Consider the following 17,741-nt stretch of genomic DNA (forward strand, 5'->3'; position numbering starts at 1 on the left):
TGTGGATGAATTGCAATTAAAAGAAATGATTCGCTCATTGTTAAATGAGATGGGCGGCGACTCAGCTGTTAAAGAAACAGCAGCGACTGACCAGAACAAAGCTGAAAAACCTGCGGTTTCTCTGCAGGAAGAAGTCAAACAAGACACTTCAGTGATTGAAGATGGCATTATTCCGGATATAACAGAAGTAGATATTCAGGAACAGTTCTTGGTGCCAAATGCCATCAATGAAGAAGCCTACCGGAAGATTAAGAAATTTACTCCGGCACGTCTGGGCTTATGGCGGGCAGGTGATCGCTACAAGACACAAAGTGTTTTGCGTTTCCGTGCAGACCATGCGGCAGCTCAGGATGCGGTCTTCTCCTATGTATCAGATGACTTTGTCAAGGAAATGGGCTTCATTCCTGTACAAACTAAGGCGACTACTAAAGATGAATACTTGACACGTCCAGATTTTGGCCGGGTCTTCCCTGAAGATCAGCAGGCGATTATCAAAGAAAAATGCAAACCTAATGCCAAAGTTCAGATTGTCGTTGGTGATGGTCTTAGCTCATCAGCTATCGAGGCTAACGTCAAAGACTTCCTGCCAGCTCTGAAGCAAGGTCTGAAAATGTTCGGACTGGACTTTGGCGAAGTGCTCTTTATCAAGCATGCTCGGGTTGCGGCTATGGACCAAATCGCAGAGCTGACTGGTGCAGAAGTTATCTGTATGCTGGTTGGTGAGCGTCCAGGTCTGGTAACAGCTGAGTCCATGAGTGCTTATCTGGCTTACAAGCCAACAGTTGGTATGCCGGAAGCGAAACGGACCGTTGTTTCCAATATTCATAAAGGCGGAACACCAGCCGTTGAAGCTGGAGCCTATGTAGCAGAAATCATTAAGAAGATTCTTGATAATAAGAAATCAGGAATTGATTTGAAATAATAGGAGGTAGTGGCTTTGAAAAATGATCGATTAGGTGCAAGTGTATTAAGTGCCCTTCTGATTTCAAACGTGGATGCTGGTTTGGCAGCTTCTTTGGAGCTTAAACCACATCACAGAAGCCTGGGCATTATCACTTCTGACTGTGATGATGTCACTTATGTGGCCTTGGATGAAGCAACCAAGGCAGCAGATGTTGAAGTAGTCTATGCTCGCAGTATGTACGCTGGTGCAGGCAACGCTTCAACTAAGCTGGCTGGTGAAGTCATCGGTATCTTGGCTGGTCCAAACCCAGAAGAAGTTCGCAGCGGTCTGGATGTAGCAGTCTATGAAATCGAAAATGGGGCTAGCTTCTACAGTGCCAATGACGATGACAGCATTCCTTATTTTGCTCATTGTATCTCTCGTGCGGGTTCTTACTTGTCAGAGGGAGCTAATGCAGAAGAAGGAACAGCAATTGCTTACTTGATTGCTCCACCGGGTGAAGCTATGGTGGCACTGGATGCGGCTTTGAAAGCGGCAGATGTGCAAGTTGGGGCCTTCTACGGACCACCAAGTGAAACCAACTTTGCCGGCGGACTTCTGGTCGGATCACAGTCAGCATGCCGAGCTGCCTGCGACGCATTTGCGAATGCAGTTATCGCAGTAGCAAATGATCCTAAAAGTTATTGATTAGGAGTTGATTAAATGGCAGATAGAGCACTAGGTTTAATTGAAGTAAAAGGTTATCTAGGTGCTGTAGTTGCGGCAGATGCGGCTTTGAAGGCTGCCAATGTATCATTGCTTAATATTGAAACAGTCAAAGCTGGTTTGAATACGGTTCAATTAATAGGCGATGTCAGTGCAGTCCGCTCAGCGGTTGATGCAGCAGTTGAGTTGGTACAGGATAAACCTTACTATCTGGCCAGCCATGTAATTTCTAGGTTGGACAACCAGACAGACCTTCTCTTTGTACCAAAGAGAAACAGTAAAACAGCTAAAAAAGAGATTGCTTCTACGGCGGAAACAATCCCTTCAGAAAAAATCGAAGAAAAGCCTCAGCCTGTAAAGGAAACTAAGGCTGAACCAGCAGAGAAGCTTGAAGGAGAGACAAGGACCTACACCAGAGAAGGACTGGAAAAACTAAAAGTCGTCGAACTACGCAGCCTTGCCTATCATCAAGAAGGTATCCGTCTCAGCAAGAAAGAAATCAAATTTGCCAACAAGAAACTTCTCGTTGAGACTTTGATGGAAACAATAGGAGAGGAGTAATTGCGGATGTTTTTAGAAGATAAAGATTTGGTATCGATTCAGGAAGTAAGGAATTTGATTCGGGATGCAAAGAAAGCCCAAGCAGAACTTGCTAAAATGAGCCAAGAGCAAATTGATACCATTGTAAAAGTAGTAGCGAAAGCTTGTTATGATGAGCGTGAACGCCTAGCTAAAATGGCGGCTCAGGAAACTGGCTTTGGCCGCTGGGAAGACAAGGTATTGAAAAATGCTCTTGCTTCCAAAGGTATTCTTGAAGAAATCAAGGATATGAAAACGGTTGGGGTTCTCAGCGAAGACAAGGAAAAGAAAGTCTTGGAAGTTGGGGTTCCAGTCGGTGTCATTGCTGGCTTGATTCCATCAACCAACCCGACATCAACGGTTATGTATAAGGCTTTGATTGCTTTGAAGTCAGGAAACAGTATCGTCTTCTCTCCTCACCCAAATGCTCTTAAGTGTATTGAGGAAACGGTGGAAATCATCAAGAAAGCTGCTAAGTCAGCTGGCTGTCCAGATGGAGCTATCAGTGCGATTCATCGGGTATCCATCGCAGCTACCAATGAGTTGATGCGACACAAGGATACAAATCTGATTTTGGCGACTGGCGGAAATGCTATGGTCAAAGCGGCTTACTCATCTGGTACACCAGCAATTGGTGTAGGTCCTGGTAATGGTCCAGCCTTCATCGAAAGAACAGCAGATGTGCCAAAAGCAGTTCGTCAGATTTTGGATTCTAAAACTTTTGACAATGGTGTAATTTGTGCATCTGAGCAGTCTATCATCGTCGAAGAAGATATGAAGGAAAAGGTTGTAGCAGAGTTCAAGAAACAAGGTGCTTACTTTGTTCCAGCAGAAGATGCTAAGAAATTAGGCTCCTTTATTATCCAGCCGAGTGGTGCGATGAATCCGAAGATGGTTGGTAAAACACCGCAAGTGATTGCTGAGTTAGCTGGTATTTCAGTTCCAGCTGATGCTCGGGTCTTGATTGCAGAAGAAACTGGCGTCGGTAAGCAGTATCCATATTCTATGGAAAAACTGGCTCCAGTCTTAGGTTTCTACACTGTCAAGGACTGGTTGGAAGCTTGTGAGCTGAGCATTAAGATCTTGCATCACGAAGGTGCAGGCCACACTCTTGCTATTCATAGTCAAAACGAAGAAATTATTCGTGAATTTGCACTAAAAAAACCAGTATCTCGTCTGCTGATCAATACGCCAGCAGCTCTAGGTGGTGTCGGTGCAACGACTGGTCTCTTCCCAGCCTTTACTTTGGGTTGTGGAGCTGTGGGTGGCAGCGCGACATCTGATAATGTCAGCCCGCTCAATCTCTTCAATATCCGTCGTGTAGCTTACGGTACATCAGAACTGTCAGACCTGCGACAAGCAGAAAATATGGCAGTGGAAGAACCAAAAGCAGTAGCAGTTGACGGATCAAACGAAGAAGAACTGGTAACCTTGTTGGTTCAACGCGTATTGGAAAAACTAAAATAGTCAATATTAAACATTATAATTGGAGGATACAATCATGGCAAACGCAAATGCATTAGGAATGGTAGAAACAAGAGGACTTGTCGGCGCAATCGAAGCAGCTGATGCAATGGTCAAAGCAGCTAACGTAACTTTGGTTGGTAAAGAACAAGTCGGCGCTGGATTGGTAACAGTCTTGGTTCGTGGTGATGTCGGCGCAGTCAAAGCAGCGACAGATGCTGGAGCAGCTGCAGCTGAAAATGTTGGTGAATTGATTTCAGTTCACGTAATCCCACGTCCACATGCTGAAGTAGAAGTAATCTTGCCTCATCAAGAATAAGATTACAGACTTTCGGATAAAATTAAAAACAAGAAAATAATTGGAGGAAATAAACATGGCAAACGCAAATGCATTAGGAATGGTAGAAACAAAAGGACTCGTCGGCGCAATTGAAGCAGCTGATGCAATGGTCAAAGCCGCTAACGTAACTTTGATTGGTAAAGAACAAGTCGGTGCTGGTTTGGTAACTGTAATGGTTCGTGGTGATGTCGGCGCAGTCAAAGCAGCGACAGATGCTGGAGCAGCTGCAGCTGAAAATGTTGGTGAATTGATTTCAGTTCACGTAATTCCACGTCCACATGCTGAAGTGGAAGTCATTCTTCCCAAATAATTTGGGACAGATAAATATTTGCTGAAAGGGCCTGTATTGTAGTGTTCAGGCTTGATACAGGCCTCTCATGCAAATAGAATACTCAGTGAAAATGAAGCTTATGGGCAGCAGCTCGATACTAGACAGAAATGTTGATTTTCGGAGAGTATCAGATTGATTTTCACAGAGTATCAACGGAGTAGAAGGATGTGAATACATGTCAGTTTTTACAGAAGCTAAGATTAGAAAGCTTTATAGAGAATCCGTTCTCGCTGATAACGGTGTCTTTGAATTAAACAAAGATGAAAAACTGACGCCAGCAGCCAGAGGTTTTCTCAATGATCACCATATTCGAATCATTTCTTCAGGTCAGACCAAAGGGAAAACAGCCTCAGCTGCTGATGCTATCAGGGTGCCGATTACAAACCTTGAGGACTCTGCTGTGTATCCACGACTATTTAGACTGACTAAACTTTATACTTGCTTTTTGAAGAACCAGAGAGAATTGCATCAGGCTTTTCAGGATGAAAAGTGTGAGCAAGTTGGCCAACTATTGAACATAGTAGAACAAATCGTCGGCCATCATATTCTGGATGATATTTCTGATTACCAGACAGACCTGCCTAGCAATGCAGAATTGCAGGCCATTCGGGTCAGTCGACAGCTCGATCAAGAAACGGTTATGATGAGTTATCAAGAGCCGACTTGGCAGCTGAATTGCTATGAAACATATATCGAAACGACCCTCCTGCGCAAAGAATTGGAGCAGGCTGCTGATGGTGACAGAGATCAATTTGCTTGTAAGGTTTCTCAATTATTAAAATCAATTGAAGTCTTGCTCTGGTTGATAGCAAGCTAATAACAAGAGAAAGAAGAACAGCAATGACTTTAGAAAATTTGGTAAATAAAGTAATTGATAAAGTTCAGGAAGAATTGCAGGGGTCATTTGAGGTAGAAGCGAGCGGACGTCATGTCCATTTGAGTCAGGAAGATTTGGAAGCCTTGTTTGGTCCCAACTATCAATTAACAAAAGCAAAAGACCTATCACAGCCAGGCCAGTTCGCTAGTCAAGAAAGGCTGACAGTTGTCGGTCCAAAAGGCGCTTTTCACAATGTGGTTATTCTGGGACCTGTACGCAAACATTCTCAGGTAGAAGTTTCCTTGACAGACTGTTTGCAGCTGGGTACCAGGGCTCCTATTCGTGAAAGTGGTGATATCGAAGGAACACCGGGTGTTATCTTGGCTCATGGGGACAAGGCAGTTTGTCTGGATAAGGGCCTGATTGTAGCTAAGCGTCATGTTCATATGACACCGGAAGATGCTGAACGTCTGAATGTAAAAAATCACGAGATTGTACAAGTCAGAGTAGAAGGAGCTCGTCCGCTGATTTTTGATGATGTGGTTATCCGTGTTAGTCCTAAGTTTGCGACCTATATGCATATCGACTACGATGAAGCCAATGCTTGTGGTTTCAAAAAAGGAACACGCGGACGGATTATTAAAAAATAAGTCCTATGAGCAAATAAAAGGTAGGTAAAGAATGGAAAATCTAGATCATTTAGTAGATTTGATTACAGACCGCCTGATGGAAAAGTTGAAGAAAAAGCCTCAGAAACCCTCAGTATACGTCATTGGAGGCGATAAGATTCCTGACTTATTAGAAGGGGAAGGCTTTCAAGTCGTAAAAGATTCTTGCACAGCAGAGATTGTTGTTGTTGAGTCGCTTGGTTTTGATGCTTTTCTAAGACTCTCATCCCTTTGCCCTTTAGCGGTGGAGGAAGCAGTCATTTTAAAGAGTCTTTTGAAAGGCAAAAAAGTCCTCGTATCAGACAGCGCCTTTGCTATTCAACAGTACAAGCAATCTTCTAAAGTGTACTTGTATCAGGAACTGCAGGGACAGCGAGAAAAGCTGATTCGCTACGGTCTGCAATTTTATAAAGAAGGCCAACTCTTAGCACTCCTAGAAAACGATCAGGCTGAAGAGCCTCGCCCGGAAGTGAAACGGGCGGTGGCAGAAGAAGTCAGCCAGAAGACTAAGGCTCCGAGCAAGCCGGTTTTGCTTACAGAGAAGAGGCTGAGAGAAATGGGCTTGCCTGAAAGCGGAAGCTTTAAAATAGAAAAAGGAATGATTGTGACAGCCTTGGCGAGAGATTATCTAAAACGTCAAAAAATAGAAATCATAGAATAAAGGAGTGGGTAGAGATGTTTGTTGGTAAAGTAAAAGGAAGCCTTTGGGCGACTAGAAAAGACGAAAATTTAAATGGTTTGAAATTTTTAGTGGTCGAACGGCAGCTAAATGAACATCAAAGTGACCCAGCTCTGCTTATTGTGGCCGACTGCATCGGTGCAGGCGAAGGAGACCAAGTTATGGTAACCACTGGCAGTTCTGCCCGGATGAGCCTAAATAAGACGAATATCCCTGTGGATATGGTCGTTGTGGCTATCATTGACAAGGTTGACTATCACAGTGATGAAGAATATTAGAAACTAAGGTAATGTTATGAGTATCAATGAAATTATCATTTATATCATGGTTCTATTCATGCTGATCGGTGCAGTGGATAAATGTATCGGTGGCAAACTAGGACTAAGTGAAAAATTTGAAGAAGGTATCATGGCTATGGGAGCTTTGGCTCTGTCTATGGCTGGGATTATGGTAATCGCGCCCCTCTTGGCGGATGTCTTGAAACCGATTGTCGTGCCTTTGTATGGCTTGGTGGGCGCTGACCCGTCAATCTTTGCGACAACCTTCATTGCCAATGATATGGGAGGAGCTCCTCTGGCTCTCAGTCTGGCTCAGGATCCAGCAGTAGGAAATTTCGCTGCCTTTGTACTGGGCTCTATGATGGGGCCAACCATCGTCTTTACGATTCCAGTTGCCTTGGGTATTATCGAAAAAGATGATCGTCCGTTTTTGGCTCGCGGAATCTTATACGGTTTGGTAACTGTTCCGATTGGCTGTCTCCTCGGAGGATTTTTCGTACCAGGTCTGCCTTTTGGAACCTTGATTGTCAATCTTATCCCGATTATCATTGTATCTGCTCTGATTTTCATAGGATTGCTTTTGGCACCTAATGCCATGATTAAAGGTTTTGAAGTGTTTGGTCAGATTATTGTTATCTTGGCAACGCTTGGTTTGGCCTTTGGTGCAGCGCAGCTTCTGACTGGAAATGAATGGCTCATCAGCCTCTATCCAAAAGGTGCTGAGACACTGAAGGAAGCCTTTGAAGTTGTCGGAACGATTGCCGTAACCTTGGCTGGAGCCTTTGGTCTGGTAGCTGTCTTTACCAAGGTAGCCAACAAACCGCTTTCTGCTATCGGAAAATCCCTAGGAATGAACGAAGTTGGTGCAGCTGGTTTGGTAGCTTCTCTGGCTAATAACATTGCCATGTTCCAGATGATGAAGGATATGGACAAACGCGGTAAGATTATCAACGTAGCCTTTGCCGTATCTGCTTCCTTCGTTATCGGAGATCACCTAGGCTTCACAGCTGGTCAAAAACCGGAAATGATTGTGCCGATGATGATTGGTAAATTTGTCGGCGGTATCACAGCGGTATTACTGGCTTTCTTCTTAACGAAGAAGGAAGCTTAGACTTGGAGGTATGAAGTATGGCAGATATTAATCGTTCTGACCTAGAAACATTGGTTCGTAAGATTTTATTGGAAGAATTAGCCACTAAAGATGGCGGGAAGAAAGCCAGTAAGGCAGGAGTGGCTTCTATCGCCCTGCCAGGTCTAGATGTTCGTCCAGAAGATCGCTTGGATACAGGTGATGCGAGTCATCAAGTTTATACACGAGACTTGCTGACTTTAGACGAAAGCCCACGATTGGGCTTGGGTCTGATGACCATGGAAAAGACAACTTTCCCTTGGCATCTGGACTATGATGAAGTGGATTATGTCATTGAAGGGCGTCTTGATATTATCGTTGGTGACGAAGTCATGACAGCTGGCCCTGGCGAAGTACTCTTTATCCCTAAAGGCAGCGACATTCAGTTCTCTGTCAGAGATAAGGCCCGCTTTATCTATGTGACTTATCCGGCTGACTGGCAAGGCTAGTTTGTTGGAGAATTGAACTATCAAATTTACTAGAATGGCAGGACAGCGGCCTGCTGTCCTGCCATTCTATAATGATGGAAAATAAAAAAACAGATAGAAGATGAGCAACCCTGCGAAAAGTTTATCATCTGTTATCTGTCTCTGCGATTGTTATTTCTGAAGGGAAAGGCCTGTCAAGTATATTTCTTGTAGGCTTAGCTTGGCATTCCTAAAAAAGTTGGTTAGGCCCTTTTTGAGAATGCAGAATTTTTTCCTTTATAAAAAACAACCATACTCATTTTAACAGAAAACCTTAGAATAATCTATTCTTTTGACCCAAAAAAAGTTAAAAAAAAGGAATCAGAAAGAGGCGTATAGCTATGGTGTTCCTCTTATCTGATTTTCCTATTCTTTAAAATTGTAAGCGCTTCAAAATATATGTCAGCGAAAGGAGCTGTCTTATGGAAAACAAATGCAATATTACAGAATTTGTCGGTGTTAATCCGATAGGCGATACAATTGGACTTGTCATTGCCAATGTGGACCAGCAGGTGCTGGATGCTATGAAGCTAGAAAAGAGCTATCGCTCAATTGGTGTAGTCGGTGCTCGTACCGGTGCAGGTCCTCATATCATGGCTGCAGATGAAGCAGTAAAAGCGACCAATACAGAAATTGTTAAAATCGAACTGCCTCGTGATACTAAGGGTGGTGCTGGACACGGAAGTTTGATTATCTTCGGTGGTGAAGATGTATCAGATGTCAGACGAGCTGTGGAAGTAACCCTGAAGGAAGTGGATCGAACCTTTGGTGATGTTTATGCTAATGATGCAGGGCATATTGAACTCCAATATACTGCGCGTGCTAGTTATGCTTGTCAGACTGCCTTTGGTGCTGAATATGGCCGTGCTTTTGGATTGATTGTTGGAGCACCTGCAGCTATTGGTGTTGTTATGGCGGATACAGCTGTCAAGGCCGCCAACGTTACTGTTGTCGGCTATGCTTCTCCAGGAAATGGTGGTACCAGCCACTCAAACGAAGCTATCCTCTTTATCAGTGGGGATTCTGGAGCAGTTAGACAATCAGTTATCTCAGCGCGTGAAGTTGGACTGGCACTTTTAGGCAGTATGGGTGACGAGCCAACCAACTCACAGCCATCTTACATTTAAGAGTGAGAGGGAGGAAACGGTATGAGATCCAAACGTTTTGAAGTATTAAGCGAACGCCCTATCAACCAAGATGGATTTGTAAAAGAATGGGTTGAAGAAGGTTTGGTAGCTATGGAAAGCCCCAATGATCCTAAGCCCAGTATCAAGATTCAAAATGGGAAAGTGGTTGAGTTAGACGGCAAACCAAAAGAAGAATTTGACCTGATTGACCAGTTCATTGCCAACTACGGGATTGACTTGAGCCGGGCTGAAGAAGTCATTCAGATGGACTCACGAGAGATTGCCAATAAAATATTGACACCGAGTGTACCTAGGACAGAAATCATCAAGCTGACCAAGGCCATGACTCCGGCTAAAATCATTGAAGTAGTCAATCAGATGAATGTCGTGGAAATCATGATGTGTCTGCAAAAGATGCGGACTCGTAAGCAAACAGCTACTCAAGCCCACGTGACTAATGTCAATGATAATCCAGTGCAGATTGCAGCAGATGCGGCTGAAGGAGCTCTGCGTGGTTTTGCAGAGCAGGAAACAACGGTTGCCGTAGTGCGTTACGCTCCTTTCAATGCCCTGTCTCTGATGATTGGCTCCCAAGTGGGCCGTCCTGGGGTACTGACTCAGTGCTCCTTGGAAGAAGCGACAGAGCTAGAATTTGGTATGCGTGGCTTTACGGCCTATGCTGAGACCATTTCTGTTTATGGTACAGAAGATGTCTTCACTGATGGAGATGATACACCTTGGTCCAAGGCCTTTCTGGCTTCAGCCTATGCCTCTCGTGGACTCAAGATGCGCTTCACTTCCGGTACGGGGTCTGAAGTGCAGATGGGACAAGCCGAAGGCAAGTCCATGCTCTATCTGGAAGCTCGCTGTCTCTATGTAACAAAAGCAGCTGGGGTTCAAGGAACTCAGAATGGATCAGTTAGCTGTATCGGTATTCCAGCAGCTGTTCCGAGTGGTATTCGGGCGGTCGTTGCTGAAAACTTGATTGCCAGCATGCTGGACTTGGAATGTGCTTCATCAAATGACCAAACCTTTACTCACTCGGACTTACGTCGCTCTGTTCGGACTTTGATGCAGTTTGCGCCAGGTACAGACTTTATCAACTCTGGCTACTCTGCTACGCCAAACTATGACAATATGTTTGCCGGCTCTAACTGGGATGCGGAAGACTTTGACGACTACAATGTCTTGCAACGTGACCTGCGGGTAGACGGTGGTCTTCGTCCTGTACGTGAAGAGGAAGTTGTGAAGGTTCGGAACAAGGCAGCACGCGTTATGCAAGCTCTTTTCAAAGGCTTGGGCCTGCCGCCGATTACCGACGAAGAAGTCGAAGCAGCGACCTATGCTCATGGCTCTAAAGATATGCCAGAGCGGGATAAGGTTGAAGACATCAAGGCTGCTCAGGGTATTCTGGAACGCGGAGTTCAAGGGGCTGATTTGATCAAAGCCTTGGCTAATAATGGCTTCCCTGAAGTTGCCAATGAGCTGCTCAATTTGTTCAAGCAACGTGTAGCAGGGGATTTCCTGCAAACATCTGCTATCTTTGATCGGGATTGGAATGTTATTTCAGCGGTGAATTCACCGAATGATTATGTTGGTGTCGGTACAGGCCATCGTCTGGTCGGCGAAGAATGGGAAAAAGTCAAAGACATTCCTAAAGCGATTGACCCGCGTGATGTATAGGAGGAGCTAAGATGACAGAGATAAATGAAACTTTACTGCGCTCCATTATTGCAGAAGTGATGAAAGAGATGAGCGCCAATAAAAACGAAACAGCTGCTGAAACAAGCGAAAAGCCAGTCACAAAGCCTGTGTCCAATGAAAAAGCTGTCATCCGTACAGTTGGTGTGGCTAAACCTAGCCAGTCAACGGATGAAGTCGTTATTGCAGTTGGACCTGCCTTTGGAGAACAGCAGGTGAAGACGATGGTGGACATTCCTCATACGGAAGTACTGCGTCAGCTGGTGGCTGGTATCGAAGAAGAAGGGCTTAAGGCTCGCATTGTCAAGGTCTATCGTTCTTCTGACGTTGCCTTTGTAGCGGTAGAAGGAGACCACCTGTCTGGTTCTGGCATTTCTATCGGTGTTCAGTCTAAGGGAACAACGGTTATTCACCAACGTGATTTGCCACCGCTCAGTAATCTGGAACTCTTCCCGCAGGCACCTTTGTTAACTCCTGAAACCTATCGTTTGATTGGTAAAAATGCTGCTAAGTATGCCAAGGGTGAAACACCAAATCCGGTGCCAACCCTTAACGACCAAATGGCTCGTCCTAAGTACCAGGCCTACTCAGCCTTGCTGCATATCAAGGAAACGAAACTGGTTAAAAGAGGAAAACCAGCTGATGAATGTCAGGTGATTTGATGCATATGATGTCTACAAGGAGAAATCAGAATGAGTGAATCAGTAGAAACATTAGTAAAACAAATATTAGCCGAGCTAAGCGACAGCGGCTCAACTAATCAAGGAGCAGCCAATCGTCCTGTCAGTTCTGATGAAGCGACAGCGGCTGATTATCCTATTTCTAAAAAACACCCAGACTGGATAAAGGTTGGTCAGGATAAGAAATTCGAAGATATTACACTGGAAAATATCTTGTCTGGCTATGTAACTGCAGAGGATTTGCGGATTAAGCCGGAGATTTTGATCAAGCAAGGTGAAATTGCTAAGAATGCCGGCCGCGAAGCAATCCAGTATAACTTTTCTCGGGCTGCGGAACTGACCAAGGTTCCGGATGCGCGTGTGCTGGAAATCTACAATGCCCTGCGCCCTTACCGGTCTTCCAAACAGGAATTATTGGACATTGCCAATGAATTGGAAAACCAATATGGAGCTGTTATCTGTGCAGGCTTTGTCAGAGAAGCCGCTGAAAATTATGAGCGCCGCAAGAAGTTGAAAGGTGACAACTAATCCAGTTTTACCAAGGCTATTTTGGGTTGAAAAAAGATTATAGCCACTTCTTTTATAAATGCTGCTCAAAATAGCCTAATCTTGGTGGAGGTGAAAATGTGAAACGAATCATTGGAGTAGACATAGGAAATTCTTCGACCGAGTCTGCCTTAGCTGAAGTGCAAGATGATGGAAGCATTCACTTTCTTGCCTCAGCCATTGCGGATACAACAGGTATCAAGGGGACCAAGGAAAATGTCCACGGGATTTATCAATCTCTGAGAAAATTGATGGAGCAAACACCGCTTGAGTTGGGACAAATTGATTTGATTCGGATCAATGAAGCGACACCTGTTATCGGTGATGTTGCCATGGAAACCGTCACAGAGACAGTCATTACAGAGTCTACCATGATTGGTCATAATCCCCGTACTCCAGGCGGTCTGGGTCTGGGGATTGGACTGACAGTGGATATTCTTGACTTGGTTCATCATCCGATTGATGGGAAATACATCGTAGTAGTGCCGAAGATTATTGATTTTGACTTGGTTGCCCAGCTGATCAATGCCTATCTAGCTAAGGGCTATCAGATTACCGCTGCCATTCTGCAGGCGGATGATGGGGTCCTGGTCAACAACCGCATTAGCCAGAAGATTCCAATCGTGGATGAGATTCTCTTTATCGACAAGGTTCCTTTGGGCATGCAAGCTGCTGTTGAAGTAGTAGAGCAGGGGAAGGTGATTTCCCAATTATCCAATCCCTATGGCATTGCGACGGTCTTCGGCTTGAGTGCAGAAGAGACGAAAAGTATCGTTCCCATTGCCCGTGCCCTCATTGGCAACCGCTCGGCTGTCGTAATTGAGACACCAGCAGGTGATGTTCAGGCTCGGACGATTCCAGCAGGCAGTATCCAAATTATCGGCAAGGAGCATACCTTAAAGGTAGATATTTCCAAGGGTGCCGATGAGATTATGGAAAAAATCGTCTACGCCGGCGATATTAGCAATGTTGTTGGAGAAGCGGGCACCAATGTTGGTGGCATGCTGGAGAAGGTGCGCCAAACCATGGCTGACTTGACCGAGAAAGAGCCTTCCGACATTTATATCCGTGACTTACTGGCCGTCAATACTTTTGCTCCGATTTCTGTGCGCGGTGGTGTGGCTGGAGAATTTTCTATGGAGCAGGCTGTCGGCATTGCCTCTATGGTAAATTCTGACAAGCTGCAAATGTCCATCATTGCCCAAGAAGTCGAACGAGAGCTGGGTATTACCGTAGAAATCGGTGGAGCAGAAGCTGAATCAGCTATCCTCGGAGCTCTGACTACACCAGGGACGGATCGCCCCTTGGCTATTTTGGACTTAGGAGCAGGCTCGACAGATGCTTCCATTATTGATAGCAGGGGTCAAATCTTGGCTGTCCATCTAGCCGGTGCCGGTGATATGGTAACCATGCTGATCAATTCGGAGTTGGGACTGGAAAATCATCATCTGGCAGAGGACATCAAACGGTATCCTCTGGCTAAGGTGGAGAGTCTTTTCCATATCCGGCATGAAGACGGGACTGTTCAATTTTTTGACAAGCCGCTGTCTGGAGATTTGTTTGCCAGAGTTGTCATCGTAAAGGAAAATGATGAGTTTGTTCCTATTGATGATGGAGACTACTCTATCGAGAAAATCAAACTCGTTCGGCAGTCAGCCAAGGAAAGGGTCTTTGTTACCAATGCAGTTCGGGCTCTCAAGCGTGTCAGTCCTACTCAGAATATTCGAGACATTCCTTTCGTTGTCATCGTAGGTGGCTCAGCTTTGGACTTTGAAATACCTCAGCTAGTGACTGAAGCCCTCTCTCAGCATGCCATTGTGGCTGGTCGAGGCAATGTGCGTGGCTTGGTGGGACCTCGAAATGCAGTAGCGACCGGACTGATTTTGACCTATGTCAGAGAGAAATGGGGGGCCGGCTATGGAATTAGCTTATACTAGAAAGCCTACCATTAGGCTGATAGCTACGAACAATGCTCCTGCGGATAAGGTGGCACAAATCGGCTACGGTATCGAAGAGGAAGGTATTCCTTTTAGTCTGGTCAGCCCAGATGAAGTTAGCGATCCTGTATCACTAGCGCATGTGGCTGCAACTCAATCCCAGCTTTTAGTAGGGATTGCCTGTGACGGGCGAGATGCAGTCCTCCATTATCGTAACTTGCCGCTAGAAAAATTTATCTATTGCATCAAAGATTATTCCGCTATACCGGACCACGTCTTGCGCCTGTTTGGCTCAAATGCAGCGCGGCTGGTCAAGGGAGTCCCGTTTAAAAAATCTGACCTGTTAGAAGCATCTTTTTGACTTGTTCCGTTCGATTCAAAAAGATGGCCGACCTAACTACTGAAAAGAGGTGAAATGGATGGCTAGAGATAGAGAGAAAGACGAGCTCAGCAGTCCAGAACTATCAAGCTGGGGAGGAAACTCAGAATTGCAGGACAGCATTATCCAAAAAGTCCTTGCCAGATGCCAAACCTTACTGGATAAAGAGCCTCTTCTTTTCACAAATATCTATCAGGATGCCTGGGAATTGGTAACAAGGGCCAGACGCAAGGCTGAAGAGCTAGGACTAGCTGTCGTGATAACGGTGGTTGATCCAGCAGCACAAGTCGTGATGACCTATCGTATGGAAAATGCCTTGTTAGTGAGTAACGATATGGCTTATAAGAAAGCTTATACAGCTGTCGGCATGAGGATGCAGTCCAAGGATTTAGCACCTTTAACTCAGCCTGGCCAGTGGCTCTACCAGCTGGAAACGATGACTGACAATAAGGTCGTTAGTTTAGCAGGTGGCATTCCTATTTATTGCCAGTCAGAAATGATTGGCGGTATTGGCGTCAGCGGAGGAAGTTCTGAAGAAGACCAGTCCATTGCTGAGTATGCTGTAGGACTGCAGAGCAGCAAGCTAGCTAATTAAATAATATCAGAGGAGAGAATACCGCTTGCAATCCATGCTTTGGAGCTAGGGATTTTCTCCTATTTTACGAGCCTATTTCTCTGATACTCTCTTGAAATCTATGGAGTGCGGAATAAGCAACTTAGATGAGAGAGTGTAAACTATTTCGAAATGAAGGAGTATGGAGTATGGAAAAATATCTAGGTGAATTTTTAGGCACCATGGTTCTGATGGTTTTTGGGAATGGAATCGGAGCGTCTATCAGTCTTAATAAGAGTCTCGCAAAAGGTTTCTCTCCCAACTGGTTTACCGTTGTATTTGGCTGGGGCTTGGCAGTAACCTTGGGTGTCTATACGGCAGGATTTTATAATACTGGCGGTCACCTTAACCCAGCTGTCACTATTGCCTTTGCGGTGGGTGGCATCTTCCCTTGGGAGCAAGTGGTGGGCTATATCATCGCTCAGATTCTAGGGGCCTTTGTCGGAGCCGCTATTGTGGTGCTCTTCTATTATCCCCATTTCAAAGAAACCAAGGCAGAAGAAGGCAACTCAGTTGGCGTATTTGCTACTGGACCAGCCATCCAGAATCCGGCATTTAATCTGCTCAGCGAAATCGTTGCGACTTTCTTCTTCATCTTTGCACTTTTGATGATAACGCACGGTGAAATCACGCCCGGACTCACTCCACTCTTAGTTGGCTTCCTCATTATGGCGGTCGGCTTGTCTTTGGGTTCGACGACAGGTTTTGCCCTCAACCCAGCCCGGGACTTCGGTCCGCGCCTTGCTTATGCTCTCTTGCCAGTTCCGAATAAAGGAGATGCAAACTGGGCTTATGCTTGGGTGCCAATTGTAGGACCGACTATCGGCGCTGTCTTGGCTGTCTTGGCAGTCAATGCTATGTAATATACAAAATAGTAGATAAGCTAGCCGACCATTTGAAGCTAGCTTATTTATCTAACAAGTAGTAATGAAAAGTTTCAGTTTTCAAAAAAACGTTATTTAGAAAAATCACTGTTTTCATTGCTCAGGAGAAAAATATGTCTAAAAAAATTTTTGCGATTAATGCGGGCAGTTCGTCATTAAAATTTCAACTGCTCAGTATGCCCGATGAAAGCCTTTTGGTGAAAGGAATTTTTGAAAAGATTGGCTTAAAGGAAGGCATTTTTAAGATTGAATTTGAAGGTCAAAAAGAGAAGGAGCTGTTGGCTATTCCTTCGCATCAATTTGCTGTGGATTACCTGCTGAACTTTCTTTTGGAGCGGAAGCTGATTGCATCTCTGGACGAGATAGATGGAGTCGGTCATCGCGTAGCCCATGGCGGAGAATCCTTTGATGATTCTGCTTTGATAGACGAGCAAGTGCTATCCATCATTGAGAAACTGTCCTTCCTGGCTCCTAGCCATAACCCTGTCAACTTGGTAGGGATTCGAGCTTTCCAAAAGGCACTGCCGGAGACAGGACAAGTGGCTGTCTTTGATACAGCCTTCCATCAAAGCCTTTCAGAAGCCTATTATCTCTATCCTCTTTCCTGGGATTACTATCATAAATACGGTTTGAGAAAGTATGGTTTCCATGGAACGAGTCACAAGTATATTGCTCAAAAGGTAAAGGAGATTTGGGAAGGGCAGGGAGAAGCTGCGGAGCATTTGAAGATTATCAACTGCCATTTGGGCAATGGTGCTAGTATCTGCGCCATTAAAAACGGTCAGACTGTCAATACTTCGATGGGCTTTACCCCCTTGGCTGGCCTGATGATGGGCTCCCGCTCAGGTGACATAGATCCCATGATTCTTCCTTTTCTGCTAGAACAGGAAAATCTATCAGCTCAGCAATTAAGTGATGTCCTCAATAAAGAATCCGGTCTGCTGGCAATCTCCCAGCTCAGCAATGATTTAAGAGATGTTCTGGAAGCTTGTGACAGAGGAGACGAAAAAGCGCATCTGGCCCTGAATATGTTTGTCAACCGCATCGCTCAGACAATTGCAAGCTACATCACAGATTTAGATGGTCTGGATGCCTTGGTTTTTACTGCTGGAATCGGCGAGAATTCAGCAGTGATCCGCAGCTTGGTCGTTCAAAAGCTCAATTGTTTAGGACTTTCTTTAAATCAGGCAGCTAACGAGCAAGGACAGCTCTTTATCCAAAATTCTCAGTCGCAAGCTAAAATTCTCATTCTTCCAACCAACGAAGAACTGATGATTGCCCAAGACACCATGCGCTTGTTGGATTTTAAGTAGCCGAAAGAGTGATAGAATGTTCAAGGAGTGCAGGAATAACTTTCTATATTAATAAGAAAAAACCAGTTTATCCTTGTGTTGTTTAGACTCGAAAAGACAGAGCAAGACCTCTGCCTTTTCTTTTTTAGCTTAGATATCTTGCCATCTTCCAGTTCTGTAAGCACAGTCTGATGGAGCTTTTTTGCTTTTTTCATTCTTGA

At 45.0% G+C, this 17,741-nt stretch carries 21 protein-coding genes; all 21 read left to right on the forward strand.

The window, feature by feature from the left end; translation table 11 throughout:
• The first annotated feature begins 1 nt into the window (after position 1).
• The 21 genes from eutC to RG608_RS09950 all read left to right on the forward strand — a co-directional run bounded on the left by eutC (position 2) and on the right by RG608_RS09950 (position 17,541).
• Positions 2-922: an ethanolamine ammonia-lyase subunit EutC gene (eutC, locus tag RG608_RS09850; RefSeq protein ID WP_268687267.1), complete on the forward strand. Its 921-nt coding sequence runs from the start codon at positions 2-4 to the stop codon at positions 920-922.
• Positions 923-937: 15 nt separating this feature from the next.
• The gene (gene eutL, locus RG608_RS09855; RefSeq protein ID WP_032913438.1) at positions 938-1,591 is read left to right on the forward strand and encodes an ethanolamine utilization microcompartment protein EutL; all 654 of its coding nucleotides are present in this window, start codon (positions 938-940) and stop codon (positions 1,589-1,591) included.
• 15 nt (positions 1,592-1,606) lie between these two features.
• Positions 1,607-2,170, forward strand: a complete 564-nt coding sequence (locus RG608_RS09860; RefSeq protein ID WP_002903904.1) for a BMC domain-containing protein — start codon at positions 1,607-1,609, stop codon at positions 2,168-2,170.
• 6 nt (positions 2,171-2,176) lie between these two features.
• Entirely contained in the window at positions 2,177-3,655 is a 1,479-nt protein-coding gene (locus tag RG608_RS09865; protein WP_308946926.1) for an acetaldehyde dehydrogenase (acetylating), read from the forward strand.
• A gap of 34 nt (positions 3,656-3,689) precedes the next feature.
• Positions 3,690-3,971, forward strand: coding sequence for a propanediol utilization microcompartment protein PduA (pduA, locus tag RG608_RS09870; RefSeq protein WP_002898203.1), 282 nt, complete (start codon positions 3,690-3,692; stop codon positions 3,969-3,971).
• 55 nt (positions 3,972-4,026) lie between these two features.
• Entirely contained in the window at positions 4,027-4,302 is a 276-nt protein-coding gene (pduA, locus tag RG608_RS09875) for a propanediol utilization microcompartment protein PduA (RefSeq protein WP_002896373.1), read from the forward strand.
• 196 nt (positions 4,303-4,498) lie between these two features.
• Entirely contained in the window at positions 4,499-5,140 is a 642-nt protein-coding gene (locus RG608_RS09880) for a hypothetical protein (RefSeq protein WP_002896366.1), read from the forward strand.
• A 23-nt stretch (positions 5,141-5,163) separates the two neighbouring features.
• The gene (gene eutD / locus RG608_RS09885) at positions 5,164-5,790 is read left to right on the forward strand and encodes an ethanolamine utilization phosphate acetyltransferase EutD (RefSeq protein WP_268687268.1); all 627 of its coding nucleotides are present in this window, start codon (positions 5,164-5,166) and stop codon (positions 5,788-5,790) included.
• A gap of 31 nt (positions 5,791-5,821) precedes the next feature.
• Positions 5,822-6,469, forward strand: a complete 648-nt coding sequence (locus RG608_RS09890; RefSeq protein ID WP_308946928.1) for an ethanolamine utilization protein — start codon at positions 5,822-5,824, stop codon at positions 6,467-6,469.
• Between the two features lie 14 nt (positions 6,470-6,483).
• A complete protein-coding gene (locus RG608_RS09895; RefSeq protein WP_002896356.1) occupies positions 6,484-6,765 on the forward strand; it encodes a EutN/CcmL family microcompartment protein in 282 nt (93 codons plus the stop codon).
• Between the two features lie 16 nt (positions 6,766-6,781).
• Positions 6,782-7,876, forward strand: a complete 1,095-nt coding sequence (locus RG608_RS09900; RefSeq protein WP_268687269.1) for an ethanolamine utilization protein EutH — start codon at positions 6,782-6,784, stop codon at positions 7,874-7,876.
• Positions 7,877-7,893: 17 nt separating this feature from the next.
• Positions 7,894-8,343, forward strand: a complete 450-nt coding sequence (locus RG608_RS09905; RefSeq protein WP_268687270.1) for a cupin domain-containing protein — start codon at positions 7,894-7,896, stop codon at positions 8,341-8,343.
• A 413-nt stretch (positions 8,344-8,756) separates the two neighbouring features.
• Positions 8,757-9,488 carry a propanediol utilization microcompartment protein PduB gene (pduB, locus tag RG608_RS09910; RefSeq protein ID WP_260425614.1) on the forward strand — a complete coding sequence of 244 codons (732 nt, stop codon included), beginning with the start codon at positions 8,757-8,759 and terminating at the stop codon, positions 9,486-9,488.
• 21 nt (positions 9,489-9,509) lie between these two features.
• Positions 9,510-11,171: a propanediol/glycerol family dehydratase large subunit gene (locus RG608_RS09915; RefSeq protein WP_125352178.1), complete on the forward strand. Its 1,662-nt coding sequence runs from the start codon at positions 9,510-9,512 to the stop codon at positions 11,169-11,171.
• A gap of 11 nt (positions 11,172-11,182) precedes the next feature.
• Positions 11,183-11,851 (forward strand): propanediol/glycerol family dehydratase medium subunit, encoded by a 669-nt coding sequence (locus RG608_RS09920; protein ID WP_268687271.1) that lies wholly within the window; start codon positions 11,183-11,185, stop codon positions 11,849-11,851.
• Positions 11,852-11,881: 30 nt separating this feature from the next.
• Positions 11,882-12,397, forward strand: a complete 516-nt coding sequence (locus RG608_RS09925; protein ID WP_002903911.1) for a diol dehydratase small subunit — start codon at positions 11,882-11,884, stop codon at positions 12,395-12,397.
• 98 nt (positions 12,398-12,495) lie between these two features.
• Entirely contained in the window at positions 12,496-14,352 is a 1,857-nt protein-coding gene (locus tag RG608_RS09930; protein ID WP_308946929.1) for a diol dehydratase reactivase subunit alpha, read from the forward strand.
• Positions 14,333-14,713 (forward strand): glycerol dehydratase reactivase beta/small subunit family protein, encoded by a 381-nt coding sequence (locus RG608_RS09935; protein ID WP_308946931.1) that lies wholly within the window; start codon positions 14,333-14,335, stop codon positions 14,711-14,713. Before RG608_RS09930 ends, RG608_RS09935 begins: the two co-directional genes overlap by 20 nt.
• Before the next feature lie 58 nt (positions 14,714-14,771).
• A complete protein-coding gene (locus RG608_RS09940; RefSeq protein WP_011836577.1) occupies positions 14,772-15,326 on the forward strand; it encodes a heme-binding protein in 555 nt (184 codons plus the stop codon).
• A gap of 167 nt (positions 15,327-15,493) precedes the next feature.
• Complete coding sequence (locus RG608_RS09945; protein WP_002907132.1) at positions 15,494-16,207, forward strand: MIP/aquaporin family protein; 714 nt, start codon at positions 15,494-15,496, stop codon at positions 16,205-16,207.
• 134 nt (positions 16,208-16,341) lie between these two features.
• Positions 16,342-17,541: an acetate/propionate family kinase gene (locus RG608_RS09950; protein ID WP_268687274.1), complete on the forward strand. Its 1,200-nt coding sequence runs from the start codon at positions 16,342-16,344 to the stop codon at positions 17,539-17,541.
• Positions 17,542-17,741 lie beyond the last annotated feature (200 nt).

The organism is Streptococcus sp. IsoGale022 (assembly GCF_031142805.1).
Taxonomy (GTDB): Bacteria; Bacillota; Bacilli; order Lactobacillales; family Streptococcaceae; genus Streptococcus; species Streptococcus sanguinis_A.

Bases quoted from the DNA above. Each gene is read 5' to 3' on its own strand.
- RG608_RS09945 (WP_002907132.1), top strand. From the start codon at position 15,494: ATGGAAAAATATCTAGGTGAATTTTTAGGCACCATGGTTCTGATGGTT.
- RG608_RS09900 (WP_268687269.1), top strand. From the start codon at position 6,782: ATGAGTATCAATGAAATTATCATTTATATCATGGTTCTATTCATGCTG.
- RG608_RS09915 (WP_125352178.1), top strand. From the start codon at position 9,510: ATGAGATCCAAACGTTTTGAAGTATTAAGCGAACGCCCTATCAACCAA.
- RG608_RS09905 (WP_268687270.1), top strand. From the start codon at position 7,894: ATGGCAGATATTAATCGTTCTGACCTAGAAACATTGGTTCGTAAGATT.
- RG608_RS09860 (WP_002903904.1), top strand. From the start codon at position 1,607: ATGGCAGATAGAGCACTAGGTTTAATTGAAGTAAAAGGTTATCTAGGT.
- RG608_RS09865 (WP_308946926.1), top strand. From the start codon at position 2,177: ATGTTTTTAGAAGATAAAGATTTGGTATCGATTCAGGAAGTAAGGAAT.
- pduA (WP_002896373.1), top strand. From the start codon at position 4,027: ATGGCAAACGCAAATGCATTAGGAATGGTAGAAACAAAAGGACTCGTC.
- RG608_RS09890 (WP_308946928.1), top strand. From the start codon at position 5,822: ATGGAAAATCTAGATCATTTAGTAGATTTGATTACAGACCGCCTGATG.
- RG608_RS09935 (WP_308946931.1), top strand. From the start codon at position 14,333: ATGGAATTAGCTTATACTAGAAAGCCTACCATTAGGCTGATAGCTACG.
- pduA (WP_002898203.1), top strand. From the start codon at position 3,690: ATGGCAAACGCAAATGCATTAGGAATGGTAGAAACAAGAGGACTTGTC.
- RG608_RS09940 (WP_011836577.1), top strand. From the start codon at position 14,772: ATGGCTAGAGATAGAGAGAAAGACGAGCTCAGCAGTCCAGAACTATCA.
- RG608_RS09925 (WP_002903911.1), top strand. From the start codon at position 11,882: ATGAGTGAATCAGTAGAAACATTAGTAAAACAAATATTAGCCGAGCTA.
- RG608_RS09920 (WP_268687271.1), top strand. From the start codon at position 11,183: ATGACAGAGATAAATGAAACTTTACTGCGCTCCATTATTGCAGAAGTG.
- eutD (WP_268687268.1), top strand. From the start codon at position 5,164: ATGACTTTAGAAAATTTGGTAAATAAAGTAATTGATAAAGTTCAGGAA.
- RG608_RS09880 (WP_002896366.1), top strand. From the start codon at position 4,499: ATGTCAGTTTTTACAGAAGCTAAGATTAGAAAGCTTTATAGAGAATCC.
- RG608_RS09950 (WP_268687274.1), top strand. From the start codon at position 16,342: ATGTCTAAAAAAATTTTTGCGATTAATGCGGGCAGTTCGTCATTAAAA.
- RG608_RS09895 (WP_002896356.1), top strand. From the start codon at position 6,484: ATGTTTGTTGGTAAAGTAAAAGGAAGCCTTTGGGCGACTAGAAAAGAC.